This is a genomic window from Bacillus sp. USDA818B3_A (assembly GCF_009928415.1).
GTDB lineage: Bacteria > Bacillota > Bacilli > Bacillales > Cytobacillaceae > Neobacillus.
Map to the genome: position 1 here is coordinate 32,713 of NZ_JAABNN010000006.1, position 18,759 is coordinate 51,471.

Here is an 18,759-nt window from a genome sequence, read left to right on the forward strand (position 1 = left end):
GGGGAATGGATCGATTTTTTCGACAAAAAAAGACTACCAACAAAAGGTTAGGTAGTCATTGCTGAATTTTGGGGGTAGGTTGAAATGTTTTTTTCTTTTAATGATGGTAATACTGTCAATTTTTTATTTTTTCTTACTAGTTACCCCCAAAAACCGAAGAGGTTTAGCGTAAATTGTATTGCAGTCCTTAATAAAAAAGATAAAAGAGGAAAATTATGAACAAAAAAGCATTAGGAGCCATTACCATGGTATTAGTGGGTTCCGTTACGTTTTCTATCACTAATAACTTGCTAACTGACCAACCTGCTAAACCATTACCGCAAGAAAACAATATCCCAATCTCCGATAGCGATAAAACAGTAGTTAATAACAATCCAAAAGAAAAAAAAGTGCAAGCTCACACACCCAAAATCGTGGCTGAAGAACCGATTGCTATCCATACGGTAAAAGAGGAAAAAGCAGTATCTGAAATAAAAAACGAGGTACCCACGGTTTCAGATAAGCCTGTTACACAACAAACAGCAACTAATAAAGCGACAGTCCAAATACAAAAGAAAAATACACCGACTGTAAGTGCTGTATCACCTACTGACAAAACAACCACTTCCGCTCCTAGCGCGGTGCAGGAACAGAAAACGACAAATACAGTAAGTACAAAACAAGCTACTGCTACAAAAACTTTACCATCTCAACCATCTACGTCAAAAACAACAACGAATACATCAACAACAACGAATACAACAACAACGACTGCTAATCATGGACAACAAGTCTCAGAAGAGGCAAAAGCCAAAGCTGTGACTCGTAAGGAGCAAAAGGAAGACAATGGCAAGAAAAAATAAAGATTAATGAGGTCGTCATCGAGGCGATCTTTTTTCATTTAATAAAATTTAGTAGCTTGTATTCCGAATTATAAATGGAATAAATGACCATAATATTTTTATTCACATATTAAAGGATGATTTCCTATGATATATATTTATAATGATTACGGTGGGACACATACAACCTCTCTGGCCGCCGCCTATCATCTGAAACAATTGCCGCAGTCGGAAAGGAAACTAACGACGGAAGAAATATTAAATGTAAAATATTTTAATAAACTAACGAAAGAACAATTTGGAAAACTCATTTATCATGGGGAAGATGAGGAAGGGAATGCCGTTTATACAATTGGCTGCAAAAGAAACAAACTCGTTATCCCATCTTTGAAGGAATTGACTTTACTTCTGCAGGAAAGATTTCACTTTAAAGAAAAAATTATTTTCTCCCATACATCACCTACTGTACCATTGCCTATGTCGCTTGGAGGTTTTTTTTCAAGAGGGCTAAAGCTGGACTTTATTGGTGTACCGTTGTTAGTAATTGGTGCCAAACTATGCTGTGATAATATTTACCGGCTGGTTGAAAACACTAAACAAGTGGGCCATACATCTTTTAATGAAAATATCATTATTTTACAAAATGAAATGTATAAGTCATAACAAATAAGACCGCTAATCCTAGCGGTCTATTTGCTGATTCCTTTATTTTTGCTATAGTCCCAATATTTAAGTGTATTCGTTTGTCCTGTCGGTTCGCTTTCTAAGATATGACCGTCCTTGTCTTTAGAAACTTCATATTCCTCATATGTTTCGATGATATAACCGTTCTTCTCTACACGTTCCACGAGTCTCTCTTCCGTTTCCGTGACATCCGTTGACGATGCTTCCGCTGCAGGAATTGCTGCAGCTGGCTGGTCATTCGAATAAGCATAGTCTTTGTTTAAGAATGAGTAAGGTGAATCAAGATAAGCCGAAAAGCCTAAGAGAATCAGAACGAAAAAAACACTGATAAAGGTTTTTCTTTTCATGTCTTTGCTCCTCATTTCTACCAGAATCCCTAAACCCATTTTATGCATGTCCACGTAACATATGCCTGCTTATTTAACGATCAGTTAACTTTATAGCATTTACCTGAGGACGGAAGATAAGAAAAAGAACAAGGGCAATAATGGTGATCACAACACCTGAAAGATATGGAAGACCAATCATGATGGAATATAACCAACCTCCAAGTATCGGGCCAATAATCCTGCCTAATGAATCGAACGACGATAATAGGCCTGTGGTTCCACCATGACCTGAGGAAGATGTCTTCGTTAATAGAGAAGATACACTTGGCCGGATTACACCATTTCCTAATCCAAAAACCGTTAAAAAAATAGCGGCTGTAGTAAAATTATGTACAAGTAAGATTAGCCCAAATCCGATTGCGGAGACAATCATACCGCCAAGAATCACCGGACTCTCGCCGTATTTCTTTGTCAATCTTCCAACCAAACCACCTTGAACAAGTGCACTGCCAAACCCCATAATCATAAAAATATAACCTAACTGAATAGATTCAAGCCCGGCTCTTTGGGCAGCAAAATAAGCAAACGTAGCTTCAAGGCCGGAAAGTGAGAGTGAAATCAAGAACTGTACGAAAAAGAGGATGGAAGTTGTCCCATTAAACGCTCTCCAGAAAGGTGTTCTTTTTTGTACAGATTCACTTCCTTTTTGCTTAGACTCCTTTAATAGTATTAATACAAGGAATAAGGTGATAAAGGAAGACCCACTTGCGAGATAAAAAGGCATGTTTAAGCTGATTTTTGAGAAAATACCACCGATGGCTGGACCGAAAACAAAGCCGAGTCCTGTTGCTGCCCCTACAATCCCCATTCCTTTTCCACGGTTTTCCTCTGTTGTGATATCGGCGACATAGGCCATCGCTGTTGGCATATTTGCAGCAGATAGCATTCCCCCAAGGATTCTTGCCGCAAAAAGCATCCACAACTGAGTGGAAATGGCTTGGATGAAAAAGGAAAGCCCAAGGCCGGCAATTCCAATCATCATCACAGGCTTTCTCCCGATTCGATCGGAAACCTGACCCCATATCGGAGCAAAGATCAGCTGCATCAGGGAGTAAACGGACATTAACAATCCGAGTTCAGTCGGACTAGCGCCAATTTCCTCTGCATAAAAAGGTAAAACCGGTATGATTATGCCAAATCCCACCATTACTAAAAACATAACAAGAAACAATATAGGTAAAGCCCTTTTAGTTTCCAAGGAGACTCACCCCCTTTGATAAAATGTATTCTCTTTTTAGAATAACGGAAAGGTACATTCTAAAACAAGCATTACCTCCGATTATTTCCTTGCTGAATAACGTAACTTGTTGAAAAATTTAAAAAATATTGAACGAAATATTAATTAAAAGCCAACCTAGCATGAGCTAATAAATTGCTAGCAGTTTATTAGCTGAGAGAAAGCGTATGATAGAAAACAAAAAAAACACATCTTATCGTGAAGATGTGTTTTTCGTCCTTGTTCGTGCAATTTCCGCTTTTATTTTACTGCCTTTCTGGTACTTTCAGAAGCGAAATCCGCTATAACAACTAGAATCATATAACATAAAAGCAGTAAGGTAATTTGTGTATAATTGAAATAACTCATAGCAAGCTTAAAGTCCATTCCCAAACCGCCTGCACCGACAAACCCAACAACAATCGTTGTCCTCATTATGACTTCCCATCTATATAAAATATAGGTAAGAAATCTAGGCATGACCATCGGCAGGATGCCATAATAGAATGATTCCATTTTAGAGGCACCAGCTGTTGCCAAATTCCTAATCGGGCGGGAATCCATATCTTCAATTACTTCAGCCCAAAGTTTACCTAATATCCCGAAATTGTGAAGGGCAAGCGCGATTGCTCCTGGCAATAACCCAGGCTTAAAAATAAAAATAATCATCATTGCCCAAACAAGTTCAGGAACCGCTCTAGAAAAAATGTAAGCAAGTCGTACAATCCAAAATAACAGCCGATTATACCACTTATTAGACCCAGTTAATTTTCCATTAGCGATGTTTCTTGCTGCTGGAACCACCGTCAAGAAGGCGGCAATTGTCGAAAAGCCAATCGCCATAATACTCATTTCCAGTGTTTCCAACGTAAGTTTCAAAGCACCAGACCAGCTTTCCTTATCAAGGAACGCAGGATGGTCAATACCTATCCCAAGGAGTCCTCCGAAAAATCTTTTAGCTGCTGCGAGATTTCGATCAGAAACGAGCTCAAACAAATCTGCATTTTCACTGAGATTTATATACAGCCATGAACCAGCAATAAGGATTAACGTAAAAAAGACTGATCTCCAGCCAGCGCTAAACCTAAGCTGCTTCTTTCGCTCGGTTAATGCCTGGCGGACCAAATTGCTCCATAAATCCACAATGATGACAAGCCCAATGAGGAAGAATACATACGTCCAAACCCGGTCATATTTTAAATCCTGCAGGGATAATTGAATTTGGTAACCCAGACCCCCTAAACCAATAAAGCTCATGATGGCTGACGAACGAATCGCACATTCAAAACGATACATAGTGTAACTGATCAAATCCGCCCAAACTAAGGGGAGGTATCCATAAATAAGGGTTTGCAGTTTTGATGCCCCTGAAGTCTTTAATGCCTTAATCGGTTCCTTCGAAACGTCATTGAGCATATCAGCAAAGATCCGCCCTAGGATGCCGCCATAGGGAATCGCAAGGGCAAGGATGGCTGCATACGGGGAGAGCCCAACAGCTGCCACAAACAGCCAGGCCCAAATGAGTTCATGGATGGAACGAGTAAATCCTAAAATCCCTCTAAAAAGCACCTTTGAAACCCATTTTGACGTTCTTGATGAAGCCAATACCCCTGAAGCAAGAATACCAGCCACAAAAGCATAAAGGATGGCAAGCGACATCCCGGCAACGGCATACGCTAATGTAATCCACGCTGACTCAAATCCAAGCATTAAAACGTCTGGAGAAAGGTCAGGCTGAAAAAGACCTTCAAATATTTGTGCTAAGGTAGGAATACCACCGGAGTGAAATAAATCGGGACCCCATTTGACGGAGAAAAGACTCCAGACAAATATAGCAATTAATAGAAGCGAGAGGAGAAAGCGGTTATACAATTTGAAGAAGGGTGCTAGTTTCATATCGCAGCACCGCTTTGTATTTGATATAGCTCTGCTAAAAGGTCATCTGTTACCTGTTCCGTCGGCAAGTCAAAAAATATCTCCCCATTTTTCATCGAAATAATCCTTGTGAAATATTTCCTGGCATACTCAACCGAGTGGAGGCTGGTGATTAAGGTTTGATTTTCCTCAGAAACAATCTTTGTCAGCATGGATAAAATGTCATCCGCTCTGGCTGGGTCTAGAGAAGCAACTGGTTCATCGGCTAATATGATTTCCGGTTTTTGCACCATTAATCTTGCCATCGCCACACGCTGCTGTTCGCCCCCTGATAAGGTGGACGTTATTTCATATGCCTTATCTTGAAGCCCAACACGTTCTAGCGATTTCATTGCTAATCCTTTCTCTTGTGGTACCAATAGGGAAAAGAGGGATTTAATCGTTCCCCATTCAGAGAGTTTGCCAGCCAAAACATTGTGAATAACAGCAAGCGGGCCGATTAAATCAAATTGCTGGCGGATTACGCCCATTTTTTTTGCAAAGACTTTCCCTTTTTTATAAGCAGAAAGGGGCTGGCCATCGATTAGAAGGTCTCCTCCTGAAATAGGCACCAGTCCAATAATGGAATTAAGCAGAGTGGTTTTACCCGCTCCGCTTGGTCCAATTAATGCTACTAACTCTCCCTGTTTGATTGTAAAAGAAAGGGAAGATAAAGCTATCTTCCGCTCAAAGTGTTTTGTTAAATTTTTCGCTTCAATCATTTGTTTTGAAGACATGTATCTGACACCTACTACTTAATGATGTTTAGTTCTTTTGCTACCTTTTGAATCTTACCATAATTAGCATTTTTTGTTTCGATAAATTTATCTGTTTGGAAGAAGTCAGTAATTTCTTTTTGATCAGTTGTAATGGAAAGAATCGCATCTTCTACTTTTTTCTTCGCACCGTTTCCAAATACATCATCTACATTGCTATTGATTGTCCAGTTGTAGTCAAAGTAAGATGGAGTGGTATAAAAAACTTTTACTTTAGTAGTATCCACTTTCTTTTCGGCTACTGCTGCTTCCCAGACGGCTTCGTTTAATGCACCTGCTTTGAATGCACCTGATTCCACTAATTTATAAGTAGTATCGTGTGAACCAGAGAAGTTAGGCTTACCGTCAAAATCTGTATTCGGGTCTATGCCAGCTTCTGATAAGAAATAACGCGGCATTAAATGCCCAGAAGTCGAACTTTCACTTCCAAAGGTAAATGATTTACCTTTTAGATCCTCAAGCTTTGTAATTCCTGAGTCAGGTTGAGTGATGAATACTGAATGGAATTCTGCATCTCTAGGTCTTTGTGCAAAGCTTTCCGCATCAGGAACGAGGCTGATTGCTTGAACACTTGTTAACCCGCCGAACCATGCCATATGAATTTCACCACGTTGAAAAGCTGTCACAAGGGCAGCATAGTCAACAGACGGTACAAATTCTACCTTCATTCCAGTTTTTTCACTTAGATATTGTGCAACAGCTGTCATCCCTTTATCAAGTTCAGTTGCATTCTGGTCAGGAATCGCACCAATTTTGAACACTTCTTTTGTATCCGTTGTTTCTTTTTTAGATTCGCTTGCCTTATCATCCTTTTGACTGCCGCATGCAGCTAGTGAAAGAACGAGGATAGCTAATAAAACCAGAGAAAGCCATTTTTTCATAAATTTCCGCACCTCTAATAGTATGTCTAATTTCTTATTGCCTTCTACATTATAAAGAAAGAAGCTAGACCAATAAATTCATAAAATCTATTTAATCTATAAAATACTATCGGTTTTTTATATAGGAAGAAGAAGGAAATCAATGGCTAAACTAAGCTAAGCGTAATACTCATTTTCGACTAACTAATGTAAATGGTTAAACAAGTATGACAACTTGTACATAGAATATATAAGGAGGGAGGCATGTTTAAAATGGCGGCATACCATAAGGACGGAATCACAATTGGAACGATTTCAGGAGGAATTGTGAACTTTGGCGGCGCAGTTACAATTGCGCCTATATCTATTACAAACACAACATCAGGTTCAAGTAATGGGGATTCGGGGACAACAAGTACATCAAGGAAAAGGACTGATACGAACTCTACAGTCAGTGATGGGGATCTATTTTCCGAAACCAGCTTATCAGGTTTATTAGAGATGATCAGACGGAGTTTCAGTTAACTTCGTCTGATCTTGTTCATTTAAATGGTTCCCCCTTCTATTTTATTTTTCAAAAATTAATTTTTTTAGTTTACTATATTTATTGAAAACGTTTTCTTTTTCATATAAAATGGATAATAAGTGAATAAAATGGTTAGAAGGAGTTAAAAATGACTTTTTATGAAAAATTACCAAACGATCTGTTAATCGCTTTTTACAATGAAGTTAATAAAAATATACATAATGGTGTATCAACTAAAAAGATGTATTATGAACTAGGGATCATTTATTCCATTATGTCTCAAAGAGGCATTATGAATCAGTCATGTAAAGAAGAAGCTAATGACGTACAAACAATGGAAAATTACAGTGCTTAAGATTAGCTGTTAAATAGCCGCTTTCTTTTTGCTGCATTTATCTTCAGACGTGAAAAGTGGGAAGACTACACAGTGAAAATAAAAAAGACCTTTGATTCATTGATAAAATCAAAGGTAAAGTTTAGGTTTAGTGGTCTAGGCTAAACCTAAATGGGAGGTCTAAACTCAGAAGAATTTAAACAAGAAAAACGGTTAATGCAAAATGTTAGTTAAGCATTAACAACTTATTTATTATTAAACGATAGAAAGCTTAACTTTTACTTAAGATTTCTTGATGAAAAAAAATTTATACTATTTAACAAGGTATGGTGCGGGCACCATACCTCATTTTACTTCTATGCAGTACTCTTATTTTAGACATTAGCGACTCCATTTTTATGGAAATAAAAAAACTACTCACATGTTGAGTAGTGGTGAAAAGTACATAAAAAAATGTTGATTCATACTGGCCTGGCTTTTTGACTAATCCCAATACATTTTATGCTTTAAAAAGCTGGATGATATGGGTAATTGGGTGGGAATTGAGAGCAAGGCTAAAATTTATCATGATGTAGTAGCCATAACAGTGAGGTTTGTTGTTAAGCCTTGCTCTAATAATAAGATTACCAATATTAGCAGATGTTATATGGGTATAATTTCCTGTTTTTGCAAAAAACTTTTCTTAAGCACCAGAGGCAGCTCTAAGCAACACTTTGATTGCTATTGGTAACTTTTTGGCTTTGCGGGTTCGTTTTTGCGACATTAAAAATGATATTTAAAATGATCGCTGTTAAACTTCCGGCAACGATGCCACTGTTGGTTAAAATTTTCACGCTTTCTGGTAAGGCATCAAATAAAGTAGGAACGGTTGTAACTCCTAGACCGACAGCCACCGAGCAGGCAATAATCAACAGATTCTCCTGAGAAGAAAAATCGACTTTGCTTAGCATTTTAATTCCTGAAGCAATGACCATGCCAAACATCGCAACCATTGCGCCCCCAAGGACAGAAGTAGGGATGACGGTCGTTAATGCCGCAACTTTAGGAACAAATCCAAGGAAAATCAAGATTCCAGCCATCGTATAAATGACATTCTTTGACTTCACTCCAGAAAATTGAACGAGCCCAACGTTTTGTGAATAGGTCGTGTAAGGGAAGGAGTTGAAAAGGGCACCTACAAGACTAGCAAGGCCTTCGGCACGGTATCCCTTGACTAAATCCTGTTCAGTCAGCTTTCTTCCCGTAATATCACTTAATGCAAAATATACACCAGATGATTCGATCAGACTCACAATTGCTACAAGCGTCATTGTAATAATCGGAGCAAGTTCAAATGTCGGTACCGCAAAGTGCAGAGGTGCAACCATGTGGAACCAAGATGCTTCACCGACAGCAGAAAAATTAACTTTTCCTAAAAGAGCTGCGGCAATCGTACCTGCAATTAATCCTAGTAAAATAGAAATCGAACGAACGAAACCTTTAAAAAAGCGATAAAGTACAATAATAAAAAGTAGTGTACCAAAAGCAAGACTAAGATTTGTGACAGATCCAAAATCTGGGCTGCCTTGTCCGCCGGCAACATTATTCATGGCAACAGGGATTAAGGTAATTCCGATAATGGTTACAACAGATCCAGTGACAACAGGCGGGAAGAAGCGAACAAGCTTTCCAAAAAAGGAAGCGATTAGGATAACAATAATTCCTGAAACGAGAATGGAACCATAGATTGCACCCATACCATATTGGCCGCCGATCGCGATAATCGGACCAACAGCTGTAAATGTACAGCCTAGAACAATAGGAAGACCGATTCCAAAGTAACGGTTTTGCCATACTTGAAGAAGAGTAGCAATCCCGCTTGTCAATATATCAAGTGATACTAAATAGGCTAGTTGTTTACCAGATAAATGAAGGGCCCCGCCGATTATTAGAGGGACGATGACAGCCCCGGCGTACATTGCTAAAACATGTTGAATTCCTAAAGAAGCTGTTTTCCATGGACTTTGTTTCATTAGACTAATTCCTCCACTTTTTCATTGATAAATTGAACTTCTCCGTTTTTTAAAGAGGCAATCCGAGCTAGTGACTCCACTCTTAATCCAAGCTCCCGCAGTTTCTCTGCGCCTTGCTGGAATGACTTTTCAATAACGATGCCAATTCCCTTTACATTTGCACCGCTTTGTTTGACAATATCCACCAATCCAAGTGCAGCCTGTCCATTTGCAAGAAAGTCATCAATGACTAGTACATGATCATGTTGATCTAAATACTTCTTGGAAATGGATATTTCGTTTGTTTCGTTTTTAGTAAACGAATGGACAGAAGCAGTAAGTAAGTCATCAATAAGTGTCAATGATTTTCTTTTTCTAGCGAAAACCACAGGTACATTCATATATAACCCAGCCATCACAGCTGGAGCGATGCCGGACGATTCAATCGTTACGATTTTTGTAATCCCCTCATTAGCAAAACGTGACGCAAACTCTTTCCCAATTTCATTCATTAGGAGTGGATCAATTTGATGGTTTAAAAACGAGTCCACTTTTAATACTTGATCCGATAAAACCCTGCCTTCTAAAGCAATCTTTTCTTCTAGTAATCTCATCTGGATAAATCCCCCTTGAAAAATAAAAAAGCCCAATGGTCATTGCTCACACTGTAAGAGAGTGAGGCAATGACCATTGGGCTTCTAATTTGGCAAATCTATTAGAAAAAGCTCATAGGCGTATCATTACCCACTCATAGTCAGATTGTTAACGGCAATCTGGTAGAAACTTGCGGGCCATATCCCCGCGATTATATGAGCAAAAATTAATATTTAATATATTCATATTATATCACGATAATAGAGGAAATCAATCCTTTTTCAGTAAAAAACGAACATTTTAAAAATTTAAAGGGTCAATATTCGTTTATTGAAACCATTTTCAATCATTTAAAGGTGAAATCAAAACAATGATTGAATAGTCATTCATTTTCGATTACTATAAAATTACAGATTTTTAGTAAGAATATTCCAAATCTAAGGAGGGATTTTTCTTGAGTACAACAATACCTGAGAGCTGGTGGAAGCAGCTAAGGTTACCGATCATTTCTGCACCCATGTTTTTGGTGTCAGGCACCGAACTGGTAAAAACATGCTGTTTAAATGGGGTCATAGGTTCTTTTCCAGCACCGAATGCCAGGCCAATCGAGGTTTTAGACCAATGGATGGGACAGTTAAATGAAGAGCTAGCGGAGGCACGAGCAATCGAGCCGGATCGGAAAATTGCTCAATGGGCAATGAATATGGTGGTACATAGCTCCTATAGCCGCCTGCAGGATGAACTAGCTCTTATTAAAAAGCATAAACCCCAACTAGTTATTACCTCCTTAGGAAGTCCAAAACATGTAGTGGAGATTGTTCATGAATATGGCGGCCTCGTCTTTTCAGATGTAAGTGATTTAAAGTTTGCTAAAAAGGCGGCGGAAGCGGGTGTGGATGGGTTGATCCTCGTGGCAAGCGGGGCTGGCGGCCATGCGGGGCAAATTAACAGCTTTGCATTCGTTGACATGGTCCGGACCTTTTGGGACGGCATCATAATCCTTGCCGGTTCGATTTCAACTGGGAAAAGTATCTTAGCCGCCCAGGCCGCAGGTGCGGATCTTGCCTATATGGGTTCTCGTTTTATTGTGGCAACAGAAAGTATGGCAAATAATGATTATCGTAAAATGCTTGTGGAAGCCACACAGGAGGACCTGATTTTAACGGATGCTTTCTCCGGGGTTAAAGCAAATATGCTGATCCCAAGTATAAAAAAAGCCGGACTTGATCCGGAGAAACTAGCAAAGAAGGAACAAATAAACTTCGATCATATGCAAAAGGAATCGAATGCTAAGGCCTGGAAGGACATTTGGTCGGCGGGTCATGGGGTGGGAGCAATTGACCGGATTGAATCCGCCGCTGATATCATTAATCGATTAGAACTTGAATATAGGGAAGCACATCAAAAGATGATTCGTTTAGCAGGCAGACTAACAAATGCCAGTGTAAAATGAATCCTGGTAAGGAGAACGTTGCTCAACTTACATTTAAATGATGTGAGCAGGTATGGAATGAATAAAATTAAATGGTTTTTAGTTGGTACTTTTACCATTTTACTAATTTCAGGGGGATGGTTAGGATACCTAAAAATGACTGATGATACTTATGAAGGAATGTCTATTATTCCTGAACAACAAGACGATATCCCTTTATTTAAAGGGTTAGAGCCAAATGAAAATCATTATGTAATAGAGGGGGACCACTGGAAGGAGATTTATGATTTTTACTTTAAAAAACTTCCCAAACATGGATGGGAGAATCAATATGTTCAATCTGCACTTGATGACAATGACCCAGAAAATGATTGGGGTGGATTTGATTCTTCTTGGACAAAAAAAGGTTTTGAAGGTGAATTAAGCATCTCTGCTTCATATGATAGATCTGACCAACAAACAAAGATCATATTCGACCAAAATCCTATTTATCATTCTTCAATCTGGATAGATAAAGTTCCAGAAAGTATTTGCATATATAAGAATTCAACTGACACAGATTGTATAGTTTTAAAGGATAAAGCTAAGATACAGAAAATAGCAGGCATTATAAATAATGCTATCGATTGGGATGAAAAGGCATTACCACTCGAAAAAGAAAGTACAATGGATTTTGGCGAGATAAATATCATGGTTATCTATGAAAGGGAAAAAGAAATTTATTTTAAGTCGGAAAAAGGTGTAAAATACGCAAAACCCGAACCTGAATTCTTTAAACTTACCAACCTCTCGCAATAAACAACGACAAAAAGCACCGAAATATCGGTGCTTTTTGAGTTTTCTCACTATATATTTTGGGTTACAATTACAAGTTTTGCGATTGAAAAGTAACCTGTTATTTAATATTACATGGTTCCTTTTTTTGGTTTATTTTTATCTTTTTTCGGTACGATATTAACCACTTTATAACCTGGTTTAACCTTCACCTTTTTCTTGCCATTGGCTGTTGTGACCTGATACAGAGTGTATTGACGCGGTTCATGCTCTAAACGATCAATTTTTTTAATCGTTTCTTTATTGAAGTATTTATGTATCTTTTTTATTTGCTTCTCTGGTTTTTCACCGTTAAAGAATTCATAGAAAAATTTAATAATAAAGATAAACAATACACCAATGATCAGGGAGTATAGTGTGGAGGATATAGCTGACAAAGTTAGACATCCTTTCTATAAAGCAGGTGTGAATTTATAAAATGTATTATAACGAAAAAGATGAAAATAAGAAATGATTAAACGCACTTCAGGAATATGATATATAAAGAATTAACCTACACATACACTCAAAGGGGGTATTTTTGTGTCCAGTCATGTGCTAGATACCTATTTAACTAAAAATCTAGAAGACCTAAAAGAAAAAGGACTTTACAATGTCATCGACCCGCTTGAAAGCGCAAATGGTCCTGTAATTTCGCTTAACGGCAAGAAATTAATTAATCTATCTTCTAACAATTATTTAGGCTTGGCAACGGATAAAAGGCTTAAAAAAGCAGCTAAAGAGGCAATTGAAACATACGGAGTAGGTGCAGGGGCTGTCCGGACTATTAACGGTACGTTAAAACTTCATGTCGAGCTAGAAGAAAAATTGGCTGAATTTAAACATACGGAAGCCGCAATTGCTTACCAATCAGGGTTTAATTGTAACATGGCCGCTATTTCGGCTTGTTTGGATGCTGATGATGCGATTCTTTCGGACGAATTAAATCATGCCTCGATTATTGATGGATGCCGTCTTTCCAAGGCGAAAATTATTCGCTTCAAACACTCTGATATGGAAGATTTACGAGCGCGCGCGAAAGAAGCAAAAGATTCCGGTCAATTAAACAAGATCATGGTGATTACTGATGGTGTGTTCTCAATGGACGGTGATATTGCTTTATTACCTGAGATTGTGGAGATTGCTGAAGAACTTGATTTAATCACTTATGTAGATGATGCCCATGGATCCGGTGTGCTTGGAGAAGGGGCAGGGACCGTTAAGCATTTCGGTCTTTCCGATAAAATTGACTTCCAAATCGGAACTTTATCAAAAGCGATTGGTGTGGTTGGCGGGTATGTAGCCGGCAAGAAAAAACTAATTGACTGGTTAAAGGTCCGAAGCCGTCCGTTTCTTTTTTCTACATCGTTAACTCCAGCGGATGTAGCAGCCTGCATCAGGTCGATTGAAATTTTAATCGATAGCAAGGAGCTGAACCAAAAACTTTGGGAAAATGGCGATTATCTAAAAAAAGGATTACAAAAGCTGGGATTTAATATTGGTAACAGTGAAACTCCCATTACCCCATGTATCATTGGTGACGAGATGCTTACCCAGAAATTTAGTAAACGTTTGTATGATGAAGGGGTCTATGCAAAAGCAATTGTGTTCCCTACTGTAGCAAAGGGGACAGGGCGTGTCCGAAATATGCCAACTGCTGCCCATACAAAAGAAATGCTTGATCAAGCGATTAGGATTTATGAAAAAATAGGCAAGGAAATGGGCATTATTTAAGGATTCTATAGACACTTTCCACAATTAAGTTACGTATCCATAAATTAAATATAAATGTTCAGCATTAGTGAAGAGGGCGGAGAAACCACGATGAAGCGGATTTTAATCACAGGTGCATTAGGACAGATTGGTTCGGAACTTACACTTAAGCTGCGGGAAGTTTATGGAACAACGAATGTTATAGCGACAGATATTAAGAAGAATGAGAGTGAGGCCGCTCAAAACGGACCCTTTGAAACGGTCGATGTTATGGATCTTAGCATGCTCATGGGGACTGCCCAAAAATATAAAGTGGATACCATTATGCATTTAGCTGCCCTGCTTTCAGCTACAGCAGAGGCGAGGCCAGTTTTTGCATGGAATTTGAATATGGGCGGGCTTATGAATGCCCTTGAAACGGCCAGGGAAAGGAAGGCACAATTTTTTACCCCCAGTTCGATTGGTGCATTTGGACCAAATACACCAAAGAATCAAACACCACAGGATACAATCATGCGCCCGACAACCATGTATGGGGTTAATAAGGTTTCGGGTGAATTACTTGCAGATTACTATTTTCATAAATTTGGTGTAGATACGCGTGGCTTGCGTTTCCCCGGCCTCATCTCCCATGTTACTCCTCCCGGCGGGGGAACGACAGATTATGCAGTTGAAATCTATTATGATGCGGTTAAAAATAGAAAGTATACTTCTTATATTGATAAAGGTACCTATATGGATATGATGTACATGCCGGATGCTTTGAAAGCGATCATCGATTTAATGGAGGCAGATGCAGCCAAACTTAAGCATCGCAATTCATTTAACGTCACGGCGATGAGTGTGGCCCCGGAAGATATTGCGGCAAGTATTTCAAAGTATATTCCTGAATTTGAAATTTCTTATAAGGTAGATCTGTTAAGGCAAGGGATTGCCGACAGCTGGCCCAATTCGATTGATGCAAGCAGTGCCAGGGAAGAATGGGGTTTCACATGCGGGTATGATCTGGATAAAATGACCGAGGATATGATTGAGAAGTTACGTCAGAAGCTATAATTTTAAACAAACGCAGCAAGGATGGCTCGGGGATTTTTCCCTTTATGCCAGCAGGTGATGTTTACAACAAAAATAACAGCGAAGCTTGAGCTCCGCTGTTATCTTTTAACATAAATAAGTTTCTCTTGTTTCTCCATTACACGGCCAACAATGGCACTTTGAGTGATTCCGCTGGCATGTAGCTGCTCCACATAGCTTTTTGCTTCTTTTTCACTCATTGAAACTAGCAGTCCGCCAGAGGTGATCGCATCACATAGAACATATTGATCCTCTATAGATAAATCCTCATATACTGTATCATCGCTGATCCATTTATGATTTGACTTCGAACCTCCCGGAACAACTCCTTTTTCCGCCAATTCGAAAGCCCCTTCTAAAACAGGAACTTGGCTTAAATAGAATTCAAAGCTTACATTACTGCCGCGGGCCATCTCACTACCATGGCCAAGCAATCCGAAACCAGTCACATCTGTAACAGAGTGCGGCTGATAGCTGCTTAAAACCTCCGCTGCTGTCTTATTGAGCATAGCCATCGTTTCCGTTACCAGCTGCTCCTGTTCCGCAGTGACAGCACTTCGCTTAATCCCGGTTGTGAGAATTCCCACACCAATTGGCTTAGTTAATACCAGTACGTCACCGGGTTTAGCACCTACGTTCTTCCATACCTTTTCCGGATGAACAATTCCCGTGACAGATAAACCAAACTTAGGCTCTTGGTCGTCAATGGAATGGCCGCCGACAGTTATTGCGCCTGCTTCTTTTACTTTATCAGCAGCGCCGCGAAGGATATCGGATAACATGTCCGCACCAAGTTTCTTAATGGGGAATCCAACAATATTCATCACCGTTTTCGGCTGGCCGCCCATTGCATATACATCACTTAACGCATTAGCTGCTGTAATCTGTCCGAACATATATGGATCATCGACAATTGGAGTAAAGTAGTCTACTGTTTGGATGAGAGCAATGGAGTCGGTTAATTTATAAACCCCTGCATCATCCGATGTATCAAGCCCCACAATTAACTCAGGGACAGGTTCTTGTTTTGGTAAATGACGCAAAACTTGCGCCAGGTCCTCAGGACCGATTTTGCAGCCTCAACCAGCTTTTGTCGAAAAAGAGGTCAGGCGAATTTTCTCTTGTTCACTCAACATGTCCACCTCCATTTTCATAGTATACCTCTTTCGGTCCAAAACCGCACGACTCATGCAGAACATTTGCGAATTGAAAGGGGATACGATAAACTATTTCTACTATCTTAATATAGGAAAACCGAATTGCAGGGGGTGAAAGTGTGAAAAACTACCATGTGGCTGTAGAATTTTGTATGCAATGAAACTACGCACCAAAAGCCGCGAGTTTCGCGGAAGAGTTATTCAACCATTTCAATCGAAACATCCAGAAGCTAGAACTGATTCCAAGTTCAGGCGGTGTTTTTGAAGTAACTGTTGATGGGGAGAAGATCTATTCTAAACAGGAGACTGGCATTTTTCCTGAAACGGAAGAAATCATTGAAATGATGGAGTCCAAATAACAAAAAGCCCTCGAAAAGCGAGGGCTTTTATTCATCTACATAATCATATTATGTTAACTGATTAAGAAAAAATTCACCTTAAAGAAGCTAAGGCAGAGTGATATATCTATTTTTTCCTGTTCCTTTTTTGGTTTTTGAGATAAAAATCTCTAGAATCCCATTTGTAAAAGAAGCGGATATGTCTTGATCTTTGATATAAAATGGAAACTCAATGGACCGTGACCTTGTCTGATGTGTAAGGGAAGGGGGGTGTTTCATTACAGAGATGGTTAATTTTTTCTCTTCTATATATATTTTTATAACAGTTACATTAAAATCACTTAAGTTCGCTTCTACAATCCACTCATGTTCGGTCTCGAATAGGTCTATTTGAAATTGGGTTTGGTCGTAATAAGATGTTAATGGGTCCAGAAAATAGTTTTCCAGCCACTTTTCCACTATAGCAAAATCAAAAGCTTGATTTTGTGCAGCTTTTTTCTTCATTTTTGAATCCCCCTTGCTCGTTCATTTTATTCTATCCGTTCATAAAATGTGAACGGGATATGATATAATAGGAAAAGAAATTTTACCACCGGACATGCCCAAGAGGCGAAGGCTGGATGCTTCATTATACTGATATGAAAGGAAAGGCCATCCAGCCCTTAGGTAAAGGTTAAAGAAGGAGTTTTTATTGTGAAAGAATGGTTACGTTCGTTACCAGCCATCCATGAGCTTCAAAACCATGAAAGTTTTCTTAAACTTCACAATGATCATCATCTAGATCACACGCAGCTCACCAAACATTTAAAAGAAGTACTTGATCAAATTAGAGAATTGATCTTAAAAGGTATTTGGCTGGGGGCAATTCCTGGATCCAACCAATTTATGATTGAGCTTTTTCAGACTCTTGAAGAACATGTTCAAAAACAATACTCGTATACGTTAGAAAGAGTCATTAATGCGACAGGAACCATTTTGCACACTAACCTTGGCAGGGCAAGACTTAGTGAGAAAGCCATTACCCATGTAGTGGAAACCGCTAGAAATTACTCCAATCTTGAATATATTTTAACGGAAGGGGAGCGGGGCTCACGCCATAGTCATGTAGAAGCACTGATTAGAAAAATCACTGGGGCGGAAGCAGCTATGGTCGTCAATAACAACGCTTCTGCTGTTTATCTGGTTTTAAGGGCATTGGCTAACGGAAAAGAAGTCCTCGTATCCCGCGGCCAGCTTGTGGAAATAGGAGGCTCCTTCCGTATCTCATCCATAATGGAAGAAAGCGGTGCTATCCTAAAGGAAGTCGGGACGACTAATAAAACGCATTTGTATGACTACGAAAAGGCAATGTCACAAGATACCTCCATCATCATGAAAGTTCATACCAGTAATTTCAAGGTAATTGGTTTTACTAAAACTGTTGATACAGACGAACTCGTGCAGTTAACGAAAAAACAAGAGGGCGTCATCTTTTATGAAGATCTTGGCAGCGGGGCACTGTATGATTTTAGAAAACACGGTATTGGCGAAGAGCCCGTTGTAAAAGAAGTGATTGATCTAGGGGCGGATGTTGTTACATTCAGTGGAGATAAACTCCTTGGAGGACCACAGGCAGGGATTATCGCCGGAAAGAAGGCCATTATTGATCAATTAAAAAAACACCAATTAGCTAGAGTGGTTCGGGTCGATAAGATGACATTGGCGGCACTAGAGGGCACCTTGATTGAATATGCCCAAGGGGAAACCGCGATGAAAAACATTCCAATAATTCGTGATTTATTAGTTTCTATTCATGAATTAGACGAAAGAGCACAATTATTCGTTACAAAATTATTACAAAAAACGAGTCGCTTCCACGCGAGAATTTTTCAAGACTTTGGCCAAGTAGGCGGAGGAACCATGCCAGATGTTTTATTGCCGACAATGGTTATTGCTCTAAAGCATGATCAGCTTTCAGCAGAGCAGATTGGCAGAAAGTTGCGAACGGAAACGAAACCTGCGATTGTAGCGCGTATCCAAAAAGATGAGTTTATGATTGATTTAAGGACAGTTTCATCTGACGAAGAAGCTATATTGTTAGGGGCACTAGTCAATCTCGAAGCTTAATCATCCTAAACAGAAACGCCC

Annotated in this window: 20 protein-coding genes and 1 riboswitch; of the genes, 10 read left to right on the top strand and 10 right to left on the bottom strand. The window is 39.3% G+C overall.

Annotated features, from left to right (window positions below; all coding sequences use genetic code 11):
* Window positions 1–215 precede the first annotated feature (215 nt).
* Window positions 216–842: a hypothetical protein gene (locus tag GXK58_RS12765; protein WP_160723408.1), complete on the top strand. Its 627-nt coding sequence runs from the start codon at window positions 216–218 to the stop codon at window positions 840–842.
* A gap of 126 nt (window positions 843–968) precedes the next feature.
* Window positions 969–1,484 (top strand): DUF3189 family protein, encoded by a 516-nt coding sequence (locus GXK58_RS12770; protein WP_160723410.1) that lies wholly within the window; start codon window positions 969–971, stop codon window positions 1,482–1,484.
* 26 nt (window positions 1,485–1,510) lie between these two features.
* On the opposite strand, the gene GXK58_RS12775 is transcribed toward GXK58_RS12770, so the two are convergent.
* The 5 genes from GXK58_RS12775 to GXK58_RS12795 form a co-directional block, all read right to left on the bottom strand.
* A complete protein-coding gene (locus GXK58_RS12775) occupies window positions 1,511–1,852 on the bottom strand; it encodes a hypothetical protein (protein WP_160723412.1) in 342 nt (113 codons plus the stop codon).
* A 73-nt stretch (window positions 1,853–1,925) separates the two neighbouring features.
* Window positions 1,926–3,092, bottom strand: a complete 1,167-nt coding sequence (locus GXK58_RS12780; protein ID WP_160723414.1) for an MFS transporter — start codon at window positions 3,090–3,092, stop codon at window positions 1,926–1,928.
* A gap of 279 nt (window positions 3,093–3,371) precedes the next feature.
* The gene (locus GXK58_RS12785) at window positions 3,372–5,006 is read right to left on the bottom strand and encodes a PhnE/PtxC family ABC transporter permease (RefSeq protein WP_160723416.1); all 1,635 of its coding nucleotides are present in this window, start codon (window positions 5,004–5,006) and stop codon (window positions 3,372–3,374) included.
* Window positions 5,003–5,761: a phosphonate ABC transporter ATP-binding protein gene (locus GXK58_RS12790; protein ID WP_160723418.1), complete on the bottom strand. Its 759-nt coding sequence runs from the start codon at window positions 5,759–5,761 to the stop codon at window positions 5,003–5,005. The genes GXK58_RS12785 and GXK58_RS12790 overlap by 4 nt, the downstream gene beginning before the upstream one ends.
* 14 nt (window positions 5,762–5,775) lie before the next feature.
* Window positions 5,776–6,681 (bottom strand): putative selenate ABC transporter substrate-binding protein, encoded by a 906-nt coding sequence (locus GXK58_RS12795; protein ID WP_160723420.1) that lies wholly within the window; start codon window positions 6,679–6,681, stop codon window positions 5,776–5,778.
* Window positions 6,682–6,924: 243 nt separating this feature from the next.
* On the opposite strand from GXK58_RS12795, the gene GXK58_RS12800 reads away from it, so the two are divergent.
* Window positions 6,925–7,185 carry a hypothetical protein gene (locus tag GXK58_RS12800; protein WP_160723422.1) on the top strand — a complete coding sequence of 87 codons (261 nt, stop codon included), beginning with the start codon at window positions 6,925–6,927 and terminating at the stop codon, window positions 7,183–7,185.
* A 149-nt stretch (window positions 7,186–7,334) separates the two neighbouring features.
* On the top strand, window positions 7,335–7,541 hold the full coding sequence (locus GXK58_RS12805; protein WP_160723424.1) for a hypothetical protein: 207 nt from the start codon (window positions 7,335–7,337) through the stop codon (window positions 7,539–7,541).
* 680 nt (window positions 7,542–8,221) lie between these two features.
* Here GXK58_RS12805 and GXK58_RS12810 read toward each other — a convergent pair.
* Window positions 8,222–9,532 (bottom strand): nucleobase:cation symporter-2 family protein, encoded by a 1,311-nt coding sequence (locus GXK58_RS12810; protein ID WP_160723426.1) that lies wholly within the window; start codon window positions 9,530–9,532, stop codon window positions 8,222–8,224.
* Complete coding sequence (locus tag GXK58_RS12815; protein ID WP_160723428.1) at window positions 9,532–10,125, bottom strand: xanthine phosphoribosyltransferase; 594 nt, start codon at window positions 10,123–10,125, stop codon at window positions 9,532–9,534. The genes GXK58_RS12810 and GXK58_RS12815 overlap by 1 nt, the downstream gene beginning before the upstream one ends.
* 117 nt (window positions 10,126–10,242) lie before the next feature.
* A riboswitch (purine riboswitch) is annotated at window positions 10,243–10,344 on the bottom strand.
* 215 nt (window positions 10,345–10,559) lie between these two features.
* Here GXK58_RS12815 and GXK58_RS12820 point away from each other — a divergent pair.
* Both GXK58_RS12820 and GXK58_RS12825 read left to right on the top strand, forming a co-directional pair.
* Window positions 10,560–11,558, top strand: a complete 999-nt coding sequence (locus tag GXK58_RS12820; protein WP_237389656.1) for an NAD(P)H-dependent flavin oxidoreductase — start codon at window positions 10,560–10,562, stop codon at window positions 11,556–11,558.
* A 57-nt stretch (window positions 11,559–11,615) separates the two neighbouring features.
* Complete coding sequence (locus GXK58_RS12825) at window positions 11,616–12,335, top strand: hypothetical protein (protein ID WP_160723430.1); 720 nt, start codon at window positions 11,616–11,618, stop codon at window positions 12,333–12,335.
* 107 nt (window positions 12,336–12,442) lie between these two features.
* Here the strand turns inward: GXK58_RS12825 and GXK58_RS12830 are convergent, their stop codons facing one another.
* The gene (locus GXK58_RS12830) at window positions 12,443–12,748 is read right to left on the bottom strand and encodes a hypothetical protein (RefSeq protein WP_160723432.1); all 306 of its coding nucleotides are present in this window, start codon (window positions 12,746–12,748) and stop codon (window positions 12,443–12,445) included.
* A gap of 145 nt (window positions 12,749–12,893) precedes the next feature.
* Between GXK58_RS12830 and GXK58_RS12835 the strand changes: the two genes are divergently transcribed.
* On the top strand, window positions 12,894–14,084 hold the full coding sequence (locus GXK58_RS12835) for a glycine C-acetyltransferase (protein ID WP_160723434.1): 1,191 nt from the start codon (window positions 12,894–12,896) through the stop codon (window positions 14,082–14,084).
* Window positions 14,085–14,174: 90 nt separating this feature from the next.
* On the top strand, window positions 14,175–15,119 hold the full coding sequence (locus tag GXK58_RS12840) for an L-threonine 3-dehydrogenase (protein WP_160723436.1): 945 nt from the start codon (window positions 14,175–14,177) through the stop codon (window positions 15,117–15,119).
* Window positions 15,120–15,217: 98 nt separating this feature from the next.
* Here the strand turns inward: GXK58_RS12840 and selD are convergent, their stop codons facing one another.
* A complete protein-coding gene (gene selD / locus GXK58_RS12845) occupies window positions 15,218–16,273 on the bottom strand; it encodes a selenide, water dikinase SelD (RefSeq protein ID WP_442862473.1) in 1,056 nt (351 codons plus the stop codon).
* Window positions 16,274–16,446: 173 nt separating this feature from the next.
* Here selD and GXK58_RS27540 point away from each other — a divergent pair, with 173 nt between their 5' ends.
* The gene (locus GXK58_RS27540) at window positions 16,447–16,653 is read left to right on the top strand and encodes an Rdx family protein (protein WP_337248180.1); all 207 of its coding nucleotides are present in this window, start codon (window positions 16,447–16,449) and stop codon (window positions 16,651–16,653) included.
* A gap of 87 nt (window positions 16,654–16,740) precedes the next feature.
* Here GXK58_RS27540 and GXK58_RS12855 read toward each other — a convergent pair whose 3' ends face one another.
* On the bottom strand, window positions 16,741–17,136 hold the full coding sequence (locus tag GXK58_RS12855; RefSeq protein ID WP_160723438.1) for an Hsp20/alpha crystallin family protein: 396 nt from the start codon (window positions 17,134–17,136) through the stop codon (window positions 16,741–16,743).
* 189 nt (window positions 17,137–17,325) lie between these two features.
* Between GXK58_RS12855 and selA the strand changes: the two genes are divergently transcribed.
* The gene (selA, locus tag GXK58_RS12860; RefSeq protein WP_160723440.1) at window positions 17,326–18,738 is read left to right on the top strand and encodes an L-seryl-tRNA(Sec) selenium transferase; all 1,413 of its coding nucleotides are present in this window, start codon (window positions 17,326–17,328) and stop codon (window positions 18,736–18,738) included.
* The last annotated feature ends 21 nt before the right edge of the window (window positions 18,739–18,759 follow it).

What these genes read in the sequence shown, in the direction of transcription:
- GXK58_RS12805 (WP_160723424.1), top strand. Translation starts at nt 7,335, where the DNA reads ATGACTTTTTATGAAAAATTACCAAACGATCTGTTAATCGCTTTTTAC.
- GXK58_RS12795 (WP_160723420.1), bottom strand. Translation starts at nt 6,681, where the DNA reads ATGAAAAAATGGCTTTCTCTGGTTTTATTAGCTATCCTCGTTCTTTCA.
- GXK58_RS12775 (WP_160723412.1), bottom strand. Translation starts at nt 1,852, where the DNA reads ATGAAAAGAAAAACCTTTATCAGTGTTTTTTTCGTTCTGATTCTCTTA.
- GXK58_RS12770 (WP_160723410.1), top strand. Translation starts at nt 969, where the DNA reads ATGATATATATTTATAATGATTACGGTGGGACACATACAACCTCTCTG.
- GXK58_RS12810 (WP_160723426.1), bottom strand. Translation starts at nt 9,532, where the DNA reads ATGAAACAAAGTCCATGGAAAACAGCTTCTTTAGGAATTCAACATGTT.
- GXK58_RS12815 (WP_160723428.1), bottom strand. Translation starts at nt 10,125, where the DNA reads ATGAGATTACTAGAAGAAAAGATTGCTTTAGAAGGCAGGGTTTTATCG.
- GXK58_RS12765 (WP_160723408.1), top strand. Translation starts at nt 216, where the DNA reads ATGAACAAAAAAGCATTAGGAGCCATTACCATGGTATTAGTGGGTTCC.
- GXK58_RS12800 (WP_160723422.1), top strand. Translation starts at nt 6,925, where the DNA reads ATGTTTAAAATGGCGGCATACCATAAGGACGGAATCACAATTGGAACG.
- GXK58_RS12855 (WP_160723438.1), bottom strand. Translation starts at nt 17,136, where the DNA reads ATGAAGAAAAAAGCTGCACAAAATCAAGCTTTTGATTTTGCTATAGTG.
- GXK58_RS12840 (WP_160723436.1), top strand. Translation starts at nt 14,175, where the DNA reads ATGAAGCGGATTTTAATCACAGGTGCATTAGGACAGATTGGTTCGGAA.
- GXK58_RS12790 (WP_160723418.1), bottom strand. Translation starts at nt 5,761, where the DNA reads ATGTCTTCAAAACAAATGATTGAAGCGAAAAATTTAACAAAACACTTT.
- GXK58_RS12785 (WP_160723416.1), bottom strand. Translation starts at nt 5,006, where the DNA reads ATGAAACTAGCACCCTTCTTCAAATTGTATAACCGCTTTCTCCTCTCG.
- GXK58_RS12825 (WP_160723430.1), top strand. Translation starts at nt 11,616, where the DNA reads ATGAATAAAATTAAATGGTTTTTAGTTGGTACTTTTACCATTTTACTA.